The following is an 18155-nucleotide window of genomic DNA, read 5'->3' as shown; positions in this document are numbered from 1 at the left end:
AGCGCGTGCATAGCGAGCGTCGGCGAGGGCCCAAGATCCCCATCCCTGGGCGCAAAACGCCCAAGGCCCCCTAACCGTCATGTATCCGCAGTCTCTTACGGCCCAGGGTTCTACGGTGTGAAGCTTGATCGCAAGATGCGAAACGCGGTGTTTACCGGTCATACGCGGTTATTGGGGCATCGGTGGAGGAACTGTGGGGAGCGGGAGGGGAGTGAGGGGGGAGTGCGCCGGGTGATGTGCACATGCGGAGAGGCCCCTCGCGATTCACTCCCGCGAGGGGCCTCTCCGGTGGTGCGCCGCCAGGGACTCGAACCCCGGACCCGCTGATTAAGAGTCAGCTGCTCTAACCAACTGAGCTAGCGGCGCGCGAAGAGAACTTTACCGGAGGGGCGGGGGTGCTCCCGACCACGGAGCGACCCCGCCCGGCCGCCCCCTCGTACCGGCACTGCCCGATCGTGCGGCCATGTACATCATTCGGACCGTCAGCATGCGACATGGGAGGACAGTTGAGAAACTGGCGGGCGTGCAGAAGCGTGGAATTCTTCGGTCGGTTCGCGAGGGGAATCGCATGGGGACTCCGGTATTCGAGGAGATCGATCCGGGGGGCGATTGCGAATGCCCCGGTTGTGTCCACTGGCGGCGGGTCATGCCGTACTCGGCCCAGTACGCCCATCTGGGTCACCCGGCGGCCAGGACCGCCAGGAACGCCCTCGTCGTGGCCACCGCCGCCGGTGCCGCACTCGGCGCCGGACATGCCGTGCCGGCGGTCGCGGCGGCCCACGGACCGGCCGCCCCCGGTGCCGTTCCCGCAGGTGACGTGCCTGACACCCCCCAGGGGAAGAAGGCTCCGCTGCACGGCCCCGGCGGTCGCCCGGCGGACGGGGCAAAGCCGTCGAAGACGGTGAGGATCCCGCCCACCACCCGCGCCGAGATCATCGAACGGGCCAGGACCTGGATCGCGGCCGAGGTGCCGTACAGCATGCGCGAATACTGGTCCGACGGTTATCGGCAGGACTGCTCGGGGTTCGTCTCGATGGCGTGGAACCTCCCCGGAAACGAATGGACGGGCAGCCTCGACAAGTTCGCGGAGCGCATTTCGAAAGACCGGCTGGAACCCGGCGACATGCTGCTCTTCCATAATCCGAAGGACCCGCAGAAGGGCTCGCACGTCGTCATTTTCGGCGGCTGGACGGACTACGCGGAGACCCACTACATCGCCTACGAGTCGGCCCGCCCGTACGCCCGCAGACAGGCCACCCCGTACGGCTACTGGGACAACGCCACCCGCTATGTGCCGTACCGCTACAAGGGGCTGGTCGGCGAGGACGCGGGATGGCCGGACGAGGAGACGGACGCCTCCGAGGAGGATGCCGCCCCTGTTGTCCCGCCGGAGAGGCCGGGCGCGAAGGGGGCCGCAGGACCGTCGGCCGGTGACCGTTTCCCGGGTCCGGGCGCCTTCGGGGCCGGGGCGCACAACAAGTACGTCACCCGGCTGGGGCAGATGCTGGTGCGGCGCGGCGGGGCCCGCTTCTACACCGGCGGGCCGGGGCCGGTCTGGTCGGACGCCGACCGCAGGGCCACCCAGGCGTTCCAGCGGGCCCAGGGCTGGTCGGGCCGCTTCGCGGACGGTATCCCGGGCCCGCTGACCTGGTCGTATCTCGTCACCGGGCGGGGCAGGGACATCCCGGCGGCGGCCGGGAACCCCGGCCCGCGGGGGAAGCCGGCGGCGCCCAAGCCGCCCAAGTCACCCAAGTCGCCTGTCGTGCACCGGCCGCCGGGGAAGGCGGGAGCGCCCGGGACATCCGGCACGCCGACCGTCGGCGCACCCGGTGCACCCGGTGCACCCGGTGCACCCGGCGCACCCGGCGCACCCGGCGCATCCGGAGCGGCGCGGAAGCCCGTCTCGCCCGGCGCATCGGGCAGGCCCGCCCCGGCCGGGACGCCCGCCTCGCACGGCGTCCTCGGCTACCCCGGGCGCGGCATGTTCCGGCCGGGCGCGGACAACGCGTACGTCGCCCAGCTGGGGAAGCGGCTGGTCGAGAAGGGGTTCGGCAAGTACTACACCTCGGAGCCGGGGCCGCGCTGGGGCGAGTCGGACCGGCGGAACGTGGAGGCGTTCCAGCGGGCCCAGGGGTGGCGCGGCGGCGCGGCGGACGGCTATCCGGGCCCGGAGACCTGGCGTCGGCTCTTCTCCTGACGGCCGGACCCGCCCCTCCGGAACCCGGATCCACCACCCCTCCTCAGTAACTCTCACCACGGTTCTTCCTGCGCGGAGGCATGGAGGCACGTATGAGTACGACCACCTCACACACACCGGAGCCCGAAGGGGCGGCGCGGCCCGCCCGGCTCATCCAGAACGAGACCACCACCGAGATCCCCGTCCATCTGCTGTTCCGGGACGACCCCGCCCCGGTGTCCGTACCGGTCACCCCCGCCGTCGTGGGCCGTCGGCGCGGCACCGGCGAGCAGCCGAGGGTGCGGCTGGGGCCCGCGTCCGCGAAGCCGCGCCCCACCGTCGAGGTCGACCCCGAGCTGGTCGAACGGCCGGCGCGGGTGGTGCCCGGGGTGGTGGGGGTGCTGGGCGGCGCGTGCGGAGTGGCCGGATGTGTCCTCACCTCGTGGTGGGCCGGGGTGTTGCCGGGGCTCGCGGTGCGGGCGCTCGGGCTGCCGGCCGCGTACGCCGGTGCCGGACCCGGGCCGGCGCAGTGGGCCGCGTACGCCGGGGCGGGCGCCCTGGCGCTGTTCGGGTTCGGCGGGCTTGCGCGGGGGCGGACCGGGCGGGCCTGGGTGCTCGGGCTGTTCGGGCGGTACCGGGGAACCGTCCGCCGTACCGGACTGCTCTGGGTGAACCCGCTGGTGCTGCGCCGCCGGGTCGACGTACGGCTGCGGCACTGGCGGAGCGAGCCGATGGCGGCCGTCGACGCGAACGGGGTCGCGCTGCGGGTCGTCGTCCTCGTGGCGTGGCGGGTCAGGGACACCGCGCGGGCGTTGCTCGGGGTCGAGGACCACGAGCGGTATCTGCGTGAGTGCGTGGACGCGGCGGTCTCCCGGGTGCTGTCGCAGCTGCCGGCCGACGTGGCGCCGGGCGCGCTGGTCAGGGACGCGACGCTGCGGAACACGGAGGCGGTGGGCGAGGCGCTGACCCGGCTGGTGGTGGCCGATGTGGCGCCGGTCGGGATGGAGGTGTTCTCGGTCCAGCCGATCCGGATCGAGTACGCGCCGGAGGTGGCCGCCGTGATGCAGCGCCGCCGGATCGCCGCGCTCGACGCCCAGCACCGGGACACCGTCCTCACCTCGGTCGTCGACTCGGTCGAGGACACGGTGACCCGGCTGACCCTGCGCGGCCTGGTCGAGCTGGACGACTACGAACGCAAGGCGCTGGTGAAGGACTTGACGGTGGCGTTCTATACGGGGCGGCGCGAAGTGTCTCCGTGAACCGTTGAAATTGGTATGGACATGTTCGGAGGTCGCTCATAATCTGGGACTTGGTCTAGACCTGGAAACACCCCCACGTACTCCAGGGAGCGACAGCATGCCCAAACACGCGCGCAACAGGACCAAGTGGTACGCGGCCACGGTCGGTCTGGCCACCACCGGAGCGCTCGTGCTCTCCAGTGGTGGCGCCACCGGCCACGGTTACACCGACCTCCCCGTCAGCCGGCAGAAGCTCTGTCAGAACGGCACCGTCACCAACTGCGGCGAGATCCAGTGGGAGCCGCAGAGCGTGGAGGGACCGAAGGGCTTCCCGGGCTCAGGGCCGGCTGACGGACAGCTCTGTTCCGGTGGCAACAGCAGGTTCAACCAGCTCAACGCGTCCACCAGGCCGGGCGGCGGCGCCTGGCCCACCACCAGGGTGACGGGCGGTCAGAACTACACGTTCCGCTGGCAGTTCACCGCCATGCACGCCACCACCGACTTCAAGTACTACGTCACCAAGGCGGGCTGGAACCAGAACCACGCCCTCGCCCGCTCCGACCTCAACCTGACCCCGTTCTTCACCGTCCCCTACAACGGCCAGCGCCCGCCGTCCACGCTCTCCCACACCGGCCGGCTGCCGTCCGGGCTGAGCGGCCACCACGTGATCCTCGCGGTGTGGACGGTCGCGGACACCACCAACGCGTTCTACGCCTGCTCGGACGTCACGTTCTGAGCGTCGTGCGCCGGGTCCCGCCAGTTCTGAGCATCCCTTGAGCTGCGCGGGGCCCCCACGCGGGTACGTTCCCCACACACCGCCGACCAGGGCGGCGACCGAACTTCGGGGGACCGCCATGGACGTCTTCTTCTACCTCGTTCCCGTGGTCATGATGACCTTCATCGGCTTCATGGCGTACCGGGTGCTGATCCGCTGGCTGCGGATCAGAAGCGCCTGGAACAGCGGGCTGACGGCCGAGGGGCGCTGCCTGAAGACGTTCACGACGGTCAGCGAGGGCATGGGCGAGCACGGCCGTGTGCGCACGACGATCCACCACGTGTACGAGTTCAAGACGCACGACGGCCGCGCGATCCGCTTCGAGGAGGAGGACGGGCCGATGACGACGGTCGAGGGCGACTTCGTCACCGTCCACTACACCGACGGTCCGAACGTGGTGGCCACGGCCCACGCGCCCGGCCAGGTCAAGCAGGCGGCGGCCAGCCTCGGCCTGCTGGTCTTCCTCGGGGTGGTCTTCTCGTTCTGCGTCTTCTTCATGGTCACCTACCACCGCCTCTCCACGGACCCCTCGTTCCCGACGCCGTGACCCTCCTCAACTGACGCTACGTCAACTACCGTGCGCCGACATGGAGTCCACGAGGCGCACGGTCGCACAGCTCGTCGCCGACCGGTGGGGCGACCACCGGCCCGGGCTGTGGTTCGAGGAACAGGTCCTGACCCACCACGAGGTCACCGCCGGAGCCGCCGCCCGGGCGGCACTGCTCACCGACCTCCTGCCACCGGCCGCCGAACCCCACATCGGCGTCCTCCTCGACAACACCCCCGAATTCCCGCTCTGGTTGAGCGCGGCCGCCCTCGCGGGCGCCGCCGTCGCCGGGATCAACCCCACCCGCCGGGGCCCCGAACTGGCCCGTGACATCCTGCACACCGAGTGCGGCGTCCTGATCACCGAACAGGCCCACCTCCCGCTCCTCGAAGACCTCGAACTCCCGGGCGTACGCGTGCTCGTGACCGACACTCAGGCCTACACCGACCTCCTCGCCCCGTACGCCGACGCCGAGCCCGACCCCGCCCGGGCCACCCCCGCCCACCGCCACCTCCTCTACTTCACCTCCGGCTCCACCGGCGCCCCCAAGGCCGCGATCTGCTCCCAGGGGCGGCTCGCTGCGGCCGGGCGGGCGCTCGTGGACCGCTTCGGGGTGCGGCGGGACGACGTGCACTACGTCTGCATGCCGCTGTTCCACGGCAACGCGGTCATCGCCGACTGGGCCCCCGCCCTGGTCGCCGGGGCCGGGATCGCGCTGCGCCGCCGGTTCTCGGCCTCCGGGTTCCTGGACGACGTACGGGCGTACCGGGCCACGTACTTCACCTACGTAGGACGCGCCGTGCAGTACCTCCTCGCCACCGAGCCCCGCCCCGACGACCGCGACAACCCCCTGCGGATGGGCTTCGGCACGGAGGCGGGGGCGGTGGACGCGGCGGCGTTCGAGGAGCGGTTCGGGGTGCGGCTCGTGGAGGGGTACGGGTCGTCCGAGGGCGGGGCGGCGATCCAGCGCACGCCCGGGGCGCCGCCCGGCGCGATCGGACGGGCGGCGCCCGGCGACGACCTCGCGGTTGTCGACCCGGAGACCCGGAAGGAGTGCCCGCCCGCCGTCTTCGGCGAGGACGGCCGCCTCCTCAATGGCACGGAGGCGATAGGGGAGTTGGTCAACCGCGGCCCCAACCCCTTCGAGGGCTACTGGCGCAACCCGGAGGCGGACGCGGCCCGCCGCCGCGACGGCTGGTACTGGACCGGCGACCTCTTCTACCGCGATCCGGACGGCTTCCTCTACTTCGCCGGCCGCACCGACGACCGCCTCCGCGTCGACAGCGAGAACCTCGCCGCCGCCGTCATCGAGAACATCCTCGCCCGCTACGAGGGCGCCGAGGCCGTCGCCGTCTACGCGGTCCCCGACCCGGTCGCGGGCGACCAGGTCATGGCGACCGTCGCCGGCACCTTCGACCCCTGCCGCTTCGCCGAATTCCTCGTCTCCCAGCCCGACTTGGGTACGAAGATGACCCCCCGCTTCGTACGGGTCGTCCCGTCGATGCCCGTCACCGCCACCAACAAGATCCAGCGCGCCACCCTCCGCCGCGAGGGCTTCCGCTGCCCGGACCCGGTCTGGTGGCGCCCGCCCGGGAAATGGTCGTACCGGAAGTTCTCGGCGGTGGATCTGGCACGGCTGGTGGCCGAGTACCGGGCGCGGGGGCGGGAGGAGCTGCTGACGAGGTAGCGGTAGTGCTGGGCCCACCTCCGGAACACCCCTTGCGCGTATGGCCGCCTCCCGCCGCCCCCGCCTACCGTGACCCCATGATCCGAACGGTCGTACGGGACGCGATACGGGACACGCCTCGCGCGGTGGCATACCTGCTGAGCGGTGTGCTCGTCGGCGTACCCCTCCTCGTGGTGCTCCTGGTCCTGGGCACCCTCGGCCTCGCCCTGGCTCCGGTCCTCGTGGGCCTGCCCCTGCTCGCCGTGGCCGTCCTGTCGGGCATCCCCGTCGGCGCCCTCGAACGGCGGCGGCTGGCCCTCATCCGCATCCCACCGTTGCCCGACCCGCACGCCACCCCCGCCGAGCCCGGACTCGCCGCCTGGGCCCGGCTGCGGCTGACCGAGCGGGCGACCTGGCGGGAGCTGGCGTACACGGGGCTCCTCGGGTTCGTGCTGTGGCCGCTGGACGTGGTCGTGCTGTTCGGGGCGCTGGTCGTGCCCGGCGCGATGATCGGGGCGCCGGCGCAGCTGGCGATGACGAGCAGTGCCAGCGGCGACGCGCGGATCGCCAAGCTCTGGCTGATCGACTCCTACGGCCAGGCCCTGCTGTGCACGGCCCTCGGCGCGATCCTCCTCCTCGCGCTGGTGTGGCCCCTCGTCCGGTACGGGCGGGCCCGCGCCGCCCTCGCCCGGCTGCTGCTGGCGCCGAGCGAGGCGGAGGCGGAACGGCGGCTGGACGAGGTGACCCGGTCGCGGGCCCGGCTGGTGGCGGCCTTCGAGGCGGAGCGGCGCCGGATCGAACGCGATCTGCACGACGGGGCCCAGCAGCGGCTGGTGTCCCTGAGCATGACGCTCGGCCTGGCCCGTCTCGACGCCCCGCCCGAACTGTCCGAGCGGCTCGCCGCCGCCCACCAGGAGGCCGACCAAGTCCTGGGCGAGTTGCGGGAGTTGATCCACGGCATCCATCCCCAGGTCCTCGCCGACTACGGCCTTCCGGACGCCCTCGCCGACGCGGCCGACCGGTCCGCCGTACCCGTGGAGCTGGATGTGGACCTCCCTCGGTTCGCCGAATCCGTCGAGTCCGCCGCGTACTTCGCGGTCCGGGAGGCGCTCGCCAACATCGGCAGGCACAGCGGGGCGGGGCGGGCGTGGATCAGCGGGCGGTACGCGGCCGGGCGGCTGCGGGTGGAGGTGCGGGACGACGGGGCGGGCGGCGCGGATCCCGCGCGGGGCACGGGTCTCACCGGACTCGCCGACCGGCTCGCCGTGCTCGATGGGAGACTGTCCGTCCACAGCCCGGCCGGCGGCCCGACCGTCCTGTCCCTGGAGATCCCTTGCCCGCAGCGCTGAAGATCGTGCTCGCCGAGGACAGTGTGCTGCTGCGGGAGGGGCTCGTCGGCGTCCTGACCCGCTTCGGCCACGAGGTCGTCGCGGCGGTCGGGGACGCGGAGGCGCTGACGGCGGCCGTGCGGTCGCACGCCCCCGACCTCGTCGTCACCGACGTACGCATGCCGCCCGGCCTCACCGACGAGGGCCTGCGCGCCGCCCTGGAACTCCGCGCGGCGAACCCGGCCCTGCCCGTCCTCGTCCTCAGCCAGTACGTCCAACGGGCCTACGCCGCCGAGCTGTTGGACACCGGCGACGGCACCGGCGTCGGCTATCTCCTCAAGGACCGCATCGGCCAGGTCGAACAGTTCGCGGAGGCGGTGGAGCGGGTCGCGGCCGGCGGCACGGTCGTCGACCCCGAGGTCGTACGGCAGCTGCTGCGGCGCCGGCGCGATCCGCTGGCGGCGCTCACCCCACGTGAGCGGGAGGTGCTCGGGCTGGTCGCCGAGGGGAAGTCGAACGGGGCGATCGCCCGCGACCTGGTCGTCACCGAGGCGGCCGTCGGCAAGCACATCGGCAACATCCTGGGAAAGCTGGACCTGCCACCGGCGGAGGACACGCATCGGCGGGTGCTGGCGGTGCTCGCGTATCTGCGGGGGTGACCGGCTGATGTACTCGCGGGCAAGCAGAAGGCCCCTCGCCGGAGCGAGGGGCCTTCTCTCTGTGCGCCGCCAGGGACTCGAACCCCGGACCCGCTGATTAAGAGTCAGCTGCTCTAACCAACTGAGCTAGCGGCGCAGACTCTGTCGCCCCCGCCTTCGGCGGCTGGCGACAGAGAAAATACTACCTGGTGCGGAGGGGTGCCTTCGACCAGTTAAACGTGAGCTGGATCTCCGTAGGACCCTCGGTGTCTAGATCGCCAGGGAGAGCAGCACGGGCGCCGCCCCTCGATTCAATGTGTTCGCCGCCGCGCGCAGCCGGTGCGCGTGTTCCAGTGGGAGTGACAGCGCGAGGCAGCCGACGGCGGAGCCCGCGGTGATGGGGACGGCCGCGCAGACCGTGCCCGGCGCGTACTCCTGGAGGTCGAGGACCGGGACCGTGGGGGTCTGGGCGTCGAGCTTGCTCAGCAGCACCTTCTCGTTGGTGATCGTGCGGGCGGTGAGCCGGGCCGGGCGGTGGCGGGCGAGGTGGTCGCGCCGGCCGTTGAGGTCGAGCTGGCCCAGCATGCCCTTGCCGAAGGCGGTGGCATGGGCGGAGGAGCGGAAGTCGACCCACTCGTGGACCGCGGGCATGGCCGGGCTGTCGGCCCAGCCGGTGACCTGGATCTCGCCGTCCAGGTAACGGGTGACGTAGACGGCGGCGCCCACCGAGTCGCGCAGCCGGTCCAGGGTGTGCTGGAGCTGCTCGCGCAGGGCCTGGTCATGGTCCTCGGCGGAGCCCAGCCGGGTGAGGGCGGCGCCGGTGACATAGGCGCCGTCGGTGGTCTGCTCCACGTATCCCTCGCGGCGCAGCATCCGCAGGAGCGCGGTCAACCGCTCACTGTCGACGCCGGTGCGACGGGCGATCTCGGCGTCGGTGACGCCACCTGCGTGCCGCGCCACCGTCTCCAGGACGCGCAGGGCGTCCTGGGCCGAGTGGTACGGCGCGGTCGGCTCGTGCTTGAGCGCCACGGATTCCCCCTGCGCTTCTCGGGCCGTTTTTCGGACAGCTTGCCGTGTCCCACGATACGGCCCAAGAGCCGTACGTGGAGGGGTTGTTCGCGAGAAAATCCTCGTACCTCCGGGCCTCCCAACTGCCGGACCAGCACTCTGGCATATGCCAGAGACATGGCCCGGCGGGCGGACCTCGGATGTTCCCACGCGTTTCCGCGTGTTCACCGGTTCACGTGGCGTAATCAGTTGACCGCGCCGAGGAATTCGCGCGTGCGTTCGTGCGACGGATCGCCGAAGATCTTCTCGGGGCTGCCCGACTCGATCACCTGGCCAGAATCGAACATCAGAACCTGGTCCGAGATGTCCCGGGCGAAGTTCATCTCGTGGGTCACACAGAGCATCGTTATGTCGGTGGTGCGGGCGATGTCCCTGAGCAGGTCGAGGACGCCCGCGACCAGCTCGGGGTCGAGCGCGGACGTCACCTCGTCGAGGAGCAGTACCTGCGGGCGCATCGCCAGCGCCCGGGCGATGGCCACCCGCTGCTGCTGCCCGCCGGAGAGCTGACTCGGGTAGGAGTCGCACTTGTCGGCGAGCCCCACCAGGTCGAGCAGTTCGCGGGCGCGCGCCTCGGCCTCGTCCTTGGAGAGTCCGAGGACGCTGACGGGCGCCTCGGTGATGTTCCGCAGCACCTTCATGTTCGGGAAGAGGTTGAACTGCTGGAACACCATCCCGATGTTCTTGCGGACCTCACGGCACTGCTTGTCGCTCGCCGGGAACAGCTGCTGCCCGCCGACGGTGATCTTCCCCTCGTCGGGCTTGGTCAGGGTCATCAGCAGCCGCAGGATCGTCGTCTTGCCGGAGCCGGACGGGCCGATCAGCGTCACGTGCTTGCCGGCGTCGACGGAGAAGTCCAGCCGGTCGAGGACGGTGTTGCTGCCGAATCGTTTGGTCACGTTCTCGAAGCGGATCAGCTCGGTGGTGTCGGCCACCCGCTTGTCAGGCGACTCGGGTTGCTTCATCAGCGGGGTGTCAGCGGACAAGACGACGCTCCAGGTTTCGCAGAAGGAGGGAGGCCAGATAGGAGATGAGGATGAAGGCCACCCCGATGACGGTCAGGGGCTCGGTGAAACGGAAGGTCTCCTGGGCGTAGAGCCGTGCCTCGCTCAGCATCTCCGGGACCGTGATCACCATCAGGATCGGTGTGTCCTTGAGCATCGAGATCACGTAGTTGCCCAGCGCGGGCACCACCCGGCGGACCGCCTGCGGCAGGATCACCACCGTCCAGGTGCGCCGCACCGGCAGGTTCAGCGCCGTGGCCGCCTCCCACTGGCCCGTGGGCACCGCCTCGATGCCGGCGCGGTACACCTGCATCGTGTACGTCGAGTAGTGCAGGCCGATCGCGAAGACGCCCGTGGTCAGCGCCGAGAAGGTCAGACCCCACTCCGGCAGCACATAGAAGAGGAAGAACAGCTGGACGAGCAGGGGAGTGTTCCGGATGAACTCCGTGACGACCCCCACCGGCCAGCTCACCCAGCGGGTCGGCGTCCGCACCAGCAGCGCCCACACCAGTCCGAGCACGAAGGAGACGACCGAGCCCAGGGCCAGCGCCTGCAGGGTGACCAGCAGACCGTCCCAGAAGTGCGGCAGGAAGTCGGTGACCGCGTTCCAGTCCCAGTTCATCACGCACCACCTCCGGCGCTCGCGCCCTCGGGGACACGTGCCGACGGCACGGCCGCCTTCTTCGCCGGGGCCTTGCCGACCCCGGTCTTCAGCCGCCGCTCCAGCACCCGCATGGCCCGGGTGAGCAGGAAGGCGATCACGAAGTAGATGAGCAGCAGGTACGCGTAGATCTCCACGCTCTCCTGCAGCGCCAGCCGCACCAGGCTGCCGCTGAACGCCAGGTCACCCATGCCCATGACCGACACCAGCGCCGTGCCCTTGAGCAGTTCGACGACCAGGTTGGCGAAGGGCGGGATCATCTCCGGGACCGCCTGCGGCAGCAGGATCAGCCGCATCCGCTGCCACGGCGTGAAGCTCAGCGCGATACCGCCCTCGCGCTGCGCCGGGTCCACGGCGGTCAGGGCGCCGCGCACGATCTCGGCGCCGTACGCCCCGTACGTCAGCCCCAGGGCGAGGACGCCCGCCCACATCGGGACCAGCTGCCAGCCGAAGGCCAGCGGCAGCACGAAGTACACCCAGAAGATCATGATCAGTGCGGAGGTGCCGCGGAACACCTCGGTGTACAGGCCCGCGACGAAGCGGACGATCCACCGCCGGTGGGTGCGCGCGACCCCCACCACGAAGGAGACGACCGTGGCCAGCAGCGCGCCGAAGACCAGCAGCTGAAGGGTGACCCAGACGCCGCGCAGTACGAGTTCCCAGAGTCCCGGTGTCATGCGCGACAGAGCTCCTTCGTGGTCAGGTCGGTCATCTCGACCTTGGTGAACCCGAAGGGCCGCAGGACGCGCAGCAGTTCGCCGCTCTCCTTCATCTTCCGCAGCTCCACGTTGAAGGCGTCCCGCAGCCGGGTCTCGGCCGGCCGGAACGCGAAGCCCGCCCCGTCCACCCGGGGCTTGCCGTCGACGAGCGCGGCGAACGCCTTGGTCGCCTCCGTCGTACGGGACTTCTTGACCACCTCGCGAGTGGTCAGCGACGTCCCCGCGAACACGTCGACCCGCCCCGCCTCCACGGCGTTCATCCCGGCCACCTGGTCGGGCACGATGACGATGTCGCTCTCCGAATACCCCGCCTCGACGGCGTGCGCGATCTGCGCGTACCCCGACCCGGTGGCGAACTTCGCCTTGGCCCGGATCACGTCCGCGTAGTCGTGGAGGCCCTTCGGATTGCCCTTCTTCACCACGAACGCGTCCAGCATCTGGTGGTCGGGCTCGGAGAAGATGACCTCCGCGCAGCGTTCGGGGTTGATGTACATCCCGGCGGAGACGACATCGAACTGCTGCGAGTTCAGCCCGGGTATGAGCGACCCGAACTCGGTCGGCACGGGCTGAACCCGCCCGACCCCCAACCGCTTGAAGACAACGCTGGCCACTTCCGGCCCCTCGCCGGTCAGCCGGCCATCCGTGTCGATGTAGCCGAACGGGATCTCTCCCGCGATACCGAGCCGTACGACGCCCTGCGCCCGCAGCCGGTCCAGCAGCTCACCCCCTTCCGTGCCGGAGGCGGTGGCCACCCTGCTGCACCCGGCGGCGCCCAGCGCGCCCGCCGTGGCGAGCGCGGAGGCGCCGACGAGCAGTGCCCGGCGGCTGGGGTCGCGTGTCTTCCCGGTTCTCCCGGAGGTCTCTGTTGCTGGAGCCATGGCCGCGCGGCTACCCGACCCGATGCGATGTATTCACGCCACCGCCGGTGCCTTCACGCCCCCCGCACATACCCGGCCGGTCTCGGCCGTGCCCCGGAGGCGCCCTTGACCCCGGCCGCACCATGGAAGACATGACCGACCGCTACATAGAGATCTCCCTGCTCAAGCGCCAGGTCGTGTGCCGGGCGAAACTCCTCGACGACCGCGCGCCGCTCACCTGCGCCGCCGTCTGGGACGCCCTGCCCCTGTCCGGCGACGTCTACCACGCCAAATACGCCCGCAACGAGATCTACGCCCTCTTCCCACCCTTCGCCCCCCACGAGCCACCCCTCGAAAACCCCACCGTCACCCCCATCCCTGGCGACCTCTGCTACTTCTCCTTCGCCGGCACGGAACTCGCCACGAACGCGTACGGCTACGACGAGCAGGTCCGCCCGAACACGACCCTCGTCGACCTGGCCCTCTTCTACGAACGCAACAACCTGCTGCTCAACGGCGACGTGGGCTGGGTACCCGGCATCGTCTGGGGCCAGGTCGTCTCGGGCCTGGACGAGATGGCCCAGGCTTGCAACGACCTGTGGCGGACCGGGGCACTGGGCGAGACCTTGAGCTTCCGCCGGGCATGACCGCGTCGGGCGCCTGACAGCTCGGGGGTTCGGGTGCGTTGGCGGCCGCGGGCCCGGTGGGGGCTGGTCGCGCAGTTCCCCGCGCCCCTAAGGATTCAGGCCCCTGCGGGCCTGAAAGACCACGGCCCCGGTGCCTGAAAGGCGACGGGGCTGCGGGTTGAAAGCACGGGGCTGCGGGCCTGAAAAGCACGGGGCGCAGCCCCTGCTTTTCAGGGGCGCGGGGAACTGCGCGAGAAGCCCCACCGGCCCGCACCCGACAACGCACCCCCTCGGGGTCGAAGGGGCAGCGCCCCTGGTGGATGGGACGGGTAGGGGCGGCGGGGGCGATCAAAGGCGGGGCGGAGCCACCCCCGCAACCCCCGCCTCATACAACGCATGCCCCACCCGCAACACCAAGTCATCCCGATGCCGAGCCCCCACCACCTGAAGCCCCACCGGCAACCCACCCCCGTCCACCCCCACAGGCACACTCGCCGCAGGCTGCTGCGTCAGATTGAAGGGATACGTGAACGGCGTCCACCCCGTCCACCGCCGACACCCGGAGCCACGAGGCACCTCCACCCCCGCCTCGAACGCGGTCACCGGCACCGCGGGCGTGACCAGAACGTCGTACCGCTCATGGAACGCCCCCATCCGCCGCCCGAGCTCCATCCGCACATCCACCGCCGCCAGATAGTCCAGCGCGGACAAGGACGCCCCCCGCTCCCGGATCTCCCGCAACCCGGGGTCCAGCACCTCCAGCTGCCCCGCCGACAACCGCTGCGTCACCCGCGCCGCCCCGCTGAACCACAGCGCGTGGAACGCCTCGACAGGATCGGAGAAGTCGGGGTCGGCCTCCGTGACGTACGCCCCCAGCCCGGCCAGCCCCTCCACAGCCCGCCGCACGGCCAGGGCGACCCCCGGCTGGACGGAGACCTGCCCGCCCAGCGAAGCCGAGTACGCGATCCGCAACCCCCGCACCCCACCCGCGAGCGCGTCCACGAAGGACCCGGACGGCGGCCCGAGCCCCGACCAGTCCCGCGCGTCGGGCCCGGAGACGACGTCCAGCATCAGCGCGGCGTCCGCCGCGTCCCGGGTCAGCGGCCCCACATGCGCCAGCGTGCCGAAGGCGCTCGCGGGATACAGCGGCACCCGCCCGTACGTCGGCTTCAGCCCGAACACCCCGCAGAAGGCCGCCGGGATACGGACACTGCCACCCCCGTCCGTGCCCAGCGCCAGCGGCCCCGCCCCGAGCGCGACGGCCGCCGCCGCACCCCCGCTGGAACCCCCGGCCGTACGCGAGAGGTCGTACGGATTCCGCGTCACCCCGCTGAGCGGCGAGTCGGTGACGCCCTTCCAGCCGAACTCGGGTGTCGTGGTCTTCCCCAGGAAGACGGCACCGTGCTCGCGCAGCCTGGCCACGGAGGGCGCGTCCTCGTCCCAACCACCCGTAGCCGAGATGGTTTTGGAGCCCTTCAGCGTCGGCCCGCCCCGCATCAGCAGGATGTCCTTCACCGTGACCGGCACCCCGTCCACCGCCCCGGCCGGCTCCCCGCGCCGCCACCGCTCCTCCGACTCCCGCGCCCGCGCGAGGGCCGACTCGGCGTCGATCCGCACGAACGCGTTCACGTCCGGCTGCACCCGCTCGGCCCGCTCCAACGCCGCCCGTGCCACCTCCACGGGACTGAACTCGCCTTTGCGGTAACCCTCCACAAGGCGTACGGCGGTCAGATCCGGCAGTTCCCGCATTTCCCGCAGTTCTGACATACGGCGGCCTCTCCAGGGAGTTCAGTGCCCGGGCACGTACCCGCGCTGCTTGTCGACCACGTTGGGCAGCGGCTTGCCCGCCTCCCACAGCTCGAACAACTCCACGAACTGGGCGCCGAGTTCGTCCCGCCACCCCACCGTGTCCCCGCTCATGTGCGGCGAGACGATCAGCCCGGGCACCTCCCACAACGGGTCGTCAGGGCCCAGCGGCTCACGCTCGAACACATCCAGCGCCGCCCCCGCGATCCACCGCTTCCGCAGCGCCTCGACGAGCGCGTCCTCCACCACGAGCTGCCCACGCCCCACATTGACGAACCGCGCGGACGGCTGCATCACCCCGAACCGCCGGGCGTCGAACATGCCGTACGTCGCCTCCGTCAGCGGCGCGGCGGCGACCACCCAGTCGGCGCGGGCCAGCAGCCGGTCCAACTCCTCGGGACCATGAACACCGGCCCGCGCGGTCCGGCCGACCAGGGCCGTATGGAGGCCCAGGGATTTCAGGTAGCGCGCGATCGCCCGCCCGATCGGTCCGGAACCGACGACGCACGCCCGGCCCCCGGCCACCCGCAGCGCCTCCCGGTGCCGCCACTCCCGCCGCCCCTGCAACTCCCAGCTGCGCGGCAGATCCTTGGCCATGCTCAGCACCAGCGCGGCGACGTACTCGGCGATCGGCGCCTCGAACACGCCGCGCGCGTTGGTCACCACCGTGTCCTCGTCGGCGGCGAGTTCGGGGCCCAGCAGATGGTCGACACCCGCGCTGGCCGTGTGCACCCAGCGCGGACGCGGGCCTCCAGCCGGCCAGGCCTTCCGCACCGCGTGCGAGGCGAAGTCCCACACCAGCAGCACATCGGCGTACGGCAGCCGCCCGGCCAGCGTCGAGGCGTCGGCGTACTCGACCGTGGCCCGCCCGGTGAGCCGCCCGAGCCGGGGACGCGGCTCGGCGTCGAGGACGAGGAGGTGCGGATGTGGACGGTGCGTCGAAGTCATGGGCGTACGACACCAATCACGAACGGAAGCGGCTGTACTCACGAACGGGAGCGGCTGTGCTCACGAACGGAAGCGGTTGTGCTTACAAACGGAAGCGGCTGTGCTCACGGGCGAAAACGGTTGTACTCACAAACGGAAGCAGTCCTCCCGGCAGTCCTGTCGCCTCACGAGATGCGTGTGACATGCACTGATTGACCACGCTCGCACCCGAACCTACCTTCGTCAACACGGACTTGCGCACGGTCTGTCGTCCGCACATCTCTCTCCGTGAGGCCGGTGGCTGTCATGAACGTCTCCTTCCTCGGTGGACCCCGTCCGCAACGCGGCGTCGGTGTCATCGCCCCTTTCGACTTCGCCCTCGACCGCGAGCTGTGGCGCTGGGTCCCGGACGACGTCTCCCTGCACCTCACCCGGACCCCGTACGTGCCCGTCGAGGTGAGCCTCGACCTGGCCCGGCTGGTCTCCGAGCACGAGACGCTCCACGAGGCGGTCCGGGCCCTGAACGAGGTCGCGCCCGAGGTCGTGGCCTACGCCTGTACCAGCGGCAGCTTCGTCGGCGGGGTCGCGGGGGAGCGCGCGATGGGCGAGGCGATGACCCGCGCGGGCGCCGCGCACGCCGTCACCACCTCCGGCGCGCTGCTCGCCGCCCTGGCCGAGGTGAACGCGCGCCGTATCGCCCTGGTCACCCCGTACACCGTCTCGGTCACCCAGTCCCTGGAGGAGTACCTCGCGGAGGCGGGCATCCTGGTCACCGGCCGCGCCTCGCTCGGCCTGGTCCGGCACATCTGGAAGGTCCCGTACCACGATGTGGTCGCCATGGCCCGCCGCGCGGTCGGTACGCCGGCACCGGACGCCCTCTTCATCTCCTGCACCAACCTCCCCACGTACGACGTCATCCCCCAGCTGGAAGCGGAACTGCGCATGCCCGTTCTCTCGGCCAACCAGGTGACGATATGGGCGGCACTGCGTCATCTGGGTACTCGGGCGGTGGGTCCGTACCAGGCTCTGATCGACGAGTCGGCCAAACAGACGTTCAAGCAGGCGTTTGGTCGAGGGCCTGTACCGCCGCCGCCCGTACTGCCGGAAGAACAGGAAGGTTGGGCATGACCGCACTCGGTTTCCTCTACCCGGGCCACTCCGCCGAGGACGACTATCCGCGCATGGAGCAACTGCTCGGCAGCGACATCCGGGTGGACGTGGTGCACACCGACATCGGCGAGGACGCCCACCGCGTGGACGCCCTGCGCGAGATGGGCGCCCCCGAACGCCTCGCCGCCGGCTGCGAGGCCCTCCGCCTCTCCGGCGCGGAGGCCATCGTCTGGGCCTGCACCAGCGGCAGTTTCGTCTACGGCTACGAAGGCGCCCACGACCAGATCCGCACCCTCGCCCGTACGGCGGGTCTCCCCGCCTCCTCCACGTCCTTCGCCTTCGCCCACGCGGCACAGGAGGTCGGCGCCCGCCGGGTGGCCGTGGCGGCGACCTACCCGGACGACGTCGCCCGGCTGTTCGTCGACTTCCTGGCGGCGGCCGGGATCGAGGTCCTCTCGGTGCGGGGCGCGGGCATCATCACGGCGGCGGAGGTGGGCACCTGGACCCTGGACGACACCCTCACCCTCGCCCGCGCGGCCGACCACCCCGACGCCGAAGCCCTCCTCCTCCCGGACACGGCCCTCCATACCGCCTCCCACATCCCCACCCTCGAAAAAGAACTCGGCAAACCCATCCTCACCGCCAACCAGGTCACCGTCTGGGAAGCCCTGAGGCTGGCCGACCGCAGGGTGAACGCCCCCCAACTCGGCACCCTGTTCACAAGGGAACCAATCGTCCAGGTCTAACGCCCACCAGAGCCCCGCGCCCCGTTGTCGCGGGGACGCGGGGCTCCGAGCACCGCCTCAAGGGCCACGGGAAGCCACGCGCGGTCTTTCAGGGCCGCAGGCCCTGCTTTTCAGGGGCGCGGGGAACTGCGCGAGAACCCCCACCGAACCCGCACCGACCCACCCACCCCTCCCCCCCCACCCAGGGGGTCGAAGGGGCGCAGCCCCTGGGGATGGGACGGGTAGGGGCGGCGGGGGCGGGAATAACCGGAGCCACCCTCCTGTTA

At 71.2% G+C, this 18155-nt stretch carries 17 protein-coding genes and 2 tRNA genes; 10 read left to right on the top strand and 9 right to left on the bottom strand.

Translation table 11 applies throughout. From position 1 onward, the window contains the following. Positions 1-289: 289 nt before the first annotated feature. Positions 290-366: transfer RNA gene (locus ABT147_RS23045), tRNA-Lys, on the bottom strand. Between the two features lie 202 nt (positions 367-568). On the opposite strand from ABT147_RS23045, the gene ABT147_RS23040 reads away from it, so the two are divergent. From ABT147_RS23040 to ABT147_RS23010, 7 genes are all read left to right on the top strand, one after another. After that, complete coding sequence (locus ABT147_RS23040) at positions 569-2197, top strand: peptidoglycan-binding protein (RefSeq protein ID WP_351409040.1); 1629 nt, start codon at positions 569-571, stop codon at positions 2195-2197. A 92-nt stretch (positions 2198-2289) separates the two neighbouring features. Then, positions 2290-3435, top strand: a complete 1146-nt coding sequence (locus ABT147_RS23035) for an SPFH domain-containing protein (RefSeq protein ID WP_351409038.1) — start codon at positions 2290-2292, stop codon at positions 3433-3435. Positions 3436-3532: 97 nt separating this feature from the next. Beyond that, positions 3533-4150, top strand: coding sequence for a lytic polysaccharide monooxygenase auxiliary activity family 9 protein (locus tag ABT147_RS23030; protein WP_351409035.1), 618 nt, complete (start codon positions 3533-3535; stop codon positions 4148-4150). Between the two features lie 118 nt (positions 4151-4268). Further along, a complete protein-coding gene (locus ABT147_RS23025; RefSeq protein WP_351409033.1) occupies positions 4269-4736 on the top strand; it encodes a hypothetical protein in 468 nt (155 codons plus the stop codon). Positions 4737-4776: 40 nt separating this feature from the next. Next, positions 4777-6423, top strand: coding sequence for a long-chain-fatty-acid--CoA ligase (locus ABT147_RS23020; protein WP_351409031.1), 1647 nt, complete (start codon positions 4777-4779; stop codon positions 6421-6423). A gap of 77 nt (positions 6424-6500) precedes the next feature. Continuing rightward, a complete protein-coding gene (locus tag ABT147_RS23015) occupies positions 6501-7751 on the top strand; it encodes a sensor histidine kinase (RefSeq protein WP_351409029.1) in 1251 nt (416 codons plus the stop codon). Next, on the top strand, positions 7736-8389 hold the full coding sequence (locus ABT147_RS23010; protein ID WP_351409027.1) for a response regulator: 654 nt from the start codon (positions 7736-7738) through the stop codon (positions 8387-8389). Before ABT147_RS23015 ends, ABT147_RS23010 begins: the two co-directional genes overlap by 16 nt. A 62-nt stretch (positions 8390-8451) precedes the next feature. On the opposite strand, the gene ABT147_RS23005 is transcribed toward ABT147_RS23010, so the two are convergent. The 6 genes from ABT147_RS23005 to ehuB form a co-directional block, all read right to left on the bottom strand. Then, positions 8452-8525: transfer RNA gene (locus ABT147_RS23005), tRNA-Lys, on the bottom strand. Between the two features lie 113 nt (positions 8526-8638). Next, on the bottom strand, positions 8639-9397 hold the full coding sequence (locus ABT147_RS23000; protein ID WP_351409026.1) for an IclR family transcriptional regulator: 759 nt from the start codon (positions 9395-9397) through the stop codon (positions 8639-8641). Between the two features lie 224 nt (positions 9398-9621). Beyond that, a complete protein-coding gene (gene ehuA, locus ABT147_RS22995) occupies positions 9622-10398 on the bottom strand; it encodes an ectoine/hydroxyectoine ABC transporter ATP-binding protein EhuA (RefSeq protein ID WP_351409151.1) in 777 nt (258 codons plus the stop codon). Positions 10399-10408: 10 nt separating this feature from the next. Continuing rightward, on the bottom strand, positions 10409-11059 hold the full coding sequence (gene ehuD, locus ABT147_RS22990) for an ectoine/hydroxyectoine ABC transporter permease subunit EhuD (protein WP_351409025.1): 651 nt from the start codon (positions 11057-11059) through the stop codon (positions 10409-10411). Continuing rightward, a complete protein-coding gene (gene ehuC, locus ABT147_RS22985; protein WP_351409023.1) occupies positions 11059-11775 on the bottom strand; it encodes an ectoine/hydroxyectoine ABC transporter permease subunit EhuC in 717 nt (238 codons plus the stop codon). Before ehuC ends, ehuD begins: the two co-directional genes overlap by 1 nt. Continuing rightward, complete coding sequence (gene ehuB, locus ABT147_RS22980; RefSeq protein ID WP_351409022.1) at positions 11772-12695, bottom strand: ectoine/hydroxyectoine ABC transporter substrate-binding protein EhuB; 924 nt, start codon at positions 12693-12695, stop codon at positions 11772-11774. The genes ehuC and ehuB overlap by 4 nt, the downstream gene beginning before the upstream one ends. A gap of 131 nt (positions 12696-12826) precedes the next feature. Here ehuB and ABT147_RS22975 point away from each other — a divergent pair, with 131 nt between their 5' ends. Then, a complete protein-coding gene (locus tag ABT147_RS22975) occupies positions 12827-13321 on the top strand; it encodes a DUF3830 family protein (protein ID WP_351409020.1) in 495 nt (164 codons plus the stop codon). A 327-nt stretch (positions 13322-13648) separates the two neighbouring features. Here the strand turns inward: ABT147_RS22975 and ABT147_RS22970 are convergent, their stop codons facing one another. After that, positions 13649-15049, bottom strand: a complete 1401-nt coding sequence (locus ABT147_RS22970; RefSeq protein ID WP_351409149.1) for an amidase — start codon at positions 15047-15049, stop codon at positions 13649-13651. A 39-nt stretch (positions 15050-15088) separates the two neighbouring features. Further along, on the bottom strand, positions 15089-16054 hold the full coding sequence (locus tag ABT147_RS22965; RefSeq protein WP_351409019.1) for a D-2-hydroxyacid dehydrogenase: 966 nt from the start codon (positions 16052-16054) through the stop codon (positions 15089-15091). A 285-nt stretch (positions 16055-16339) separates the two neighbouring features. Here ABT147_RS22965 and ABT147_RS22960 point away from each other — a divergent pair, with 285 nt between their 5' ends. Continuing rightward, a complete protein-coding gene (locus tag ABT147_RS22960) occupies positions 16340-17161 on the top strand; it encodes a maleate cis-trans isomerase family protein (protein ID WP_351409017.1) in 822 nt (273 codons plus the stop codon). Next, positions 17158-17889, top strand: a complete 732-nt coding sequence (locus ABT147_RS22955; protein WP_351409015.1) for a maleate cis-trans isomerase family protein — start codon at positions 17158-17160, stop codon at positions 17887-17889. The genes ABT147_RS22960 and ABT147_RS22955 overlap by 4 nt, the downstream gene beginning before the upstream one ends. The last annotated feature ends 266 nt before the right edge of the window (positions 17890-18155 follow it).

This window comes from Streptomyces sp. NPDC001868 (genome assembly GCF_040297125.1).
In the GTDB taxonomy this organism is placed as follows: domain Bacteria; phylum Actinomycetota; class Actinomycetes; order Streptomycetales; family Streptomycetaceae; genus Streptomyces.
The sequence above is the reverse complement of the archived record's forward strand: the minus strand, read 5'-3'. Positions and strand labels throughout refer to the sequence as shown.

Bases quoted from the DNA above. Each gene is read 5' to 3' on its own strand.
- ABT147_RS23040 (WP_351409040.1), top strand. From the start codon at position 569: ATGGGGACTCCGGTATTCGAGGAGATCGATCCGGGGGGCGATTGCGAA.
- ABT147_RS23035 (WP_351409038.1), top strand. From the start codon at position 2,290: ATGAGTACGACCACCTCACACACACCGGAGCCCGAAGGGGCGGCGCGG.
- ABT147_RS23030 (WP_351409035.1), top strand. From the start codon at position 3,533: ATGCCCAAACACGCGCGCAACAGGACCAAGTGGTACGCGGCCACGGTC.
- ABT147_RS23025 (WP_351409033.1), top strand. From the start codon at position 4,269: ATGGACGTCTTCTTCTACCTCGTTCCCGTGGTCATGATGACCTTCATC.
- ABT147_RS23020 (WP_351409031.1), top strand. From the start codon at position 4,777: ATGGAGTCCACGAGGCGCACGGTCGCACAGCTCGTCGCCGACCGGTGG.
- ABT147_RS23015 (WP_351409029.1), top strand. From the start codon at position 6,501: ATGATCCGAACGGTCGTACGGGACGCGATACGGGACACGCCTCGCGCG.
- ehuA (WP_351409151.1), bottom strand. From the start codon at position 10,398: ATGAAGCAACCCGAGTCGCCTGACAAGCGGGTGGCCGACACCACCGAG.
- ehuD (WP_351409025.1), bottom strand. From the start codon at position 11,059: ATGAACTGGGACTGGAACGCGGTCACCGACTTCCTGCCGCACTTCTGG.
- ehuC (WP_351409023.1), bottom strand. From the start codon at position 11,775: ATGACACCGGGACTCTGGGAACTCGTACTGCGCGGCGTCTGGGTCACC.
- ehuB (WP_351409022.1), bottom strand. From the start codon at position 12,695: ATGGCTCCAGCAACAGAGACCTCCGGGAGAACCGGGAAGACACGCGAC.
- ABT147_RS22975 (WP_351409020.1), top strand. From the start codon at position 12,827: ATGACCGACCGCTACATAGAGATCTCCCTGCTCAAGCGCCAGGTCGTG.
- ABT147_RS22970 (WP_351409149.1), bottom strand. From the start codon at position 15,049: ATGCGGGAACTGCCGGATCTGACCGCCGTACGCCTTGTGGAGGGTTAC.
- ABT147_RS22965 (WP_351409019.1), bottom strand. From the start codon at position 16,054: ATGACTTCGACGCACCGTCCACATCCGCACCTCCTCGTCCTCGACGCC.
- ABT147_RS22960 (WP_351409017.1), top strand. From the start codon at position 16,340: ATGAACGTCTCCTTCCTCGGTGGACCCCGTCCGCAACGCGGCGTCGGT.
- ABT147_RS22955 (WP_351409015.1), top strand. From the start codon at position 17,158: ATGACCGCACTCGGTTTCCTCTACCCGGGCCACTCCGCCGAGGACGAC.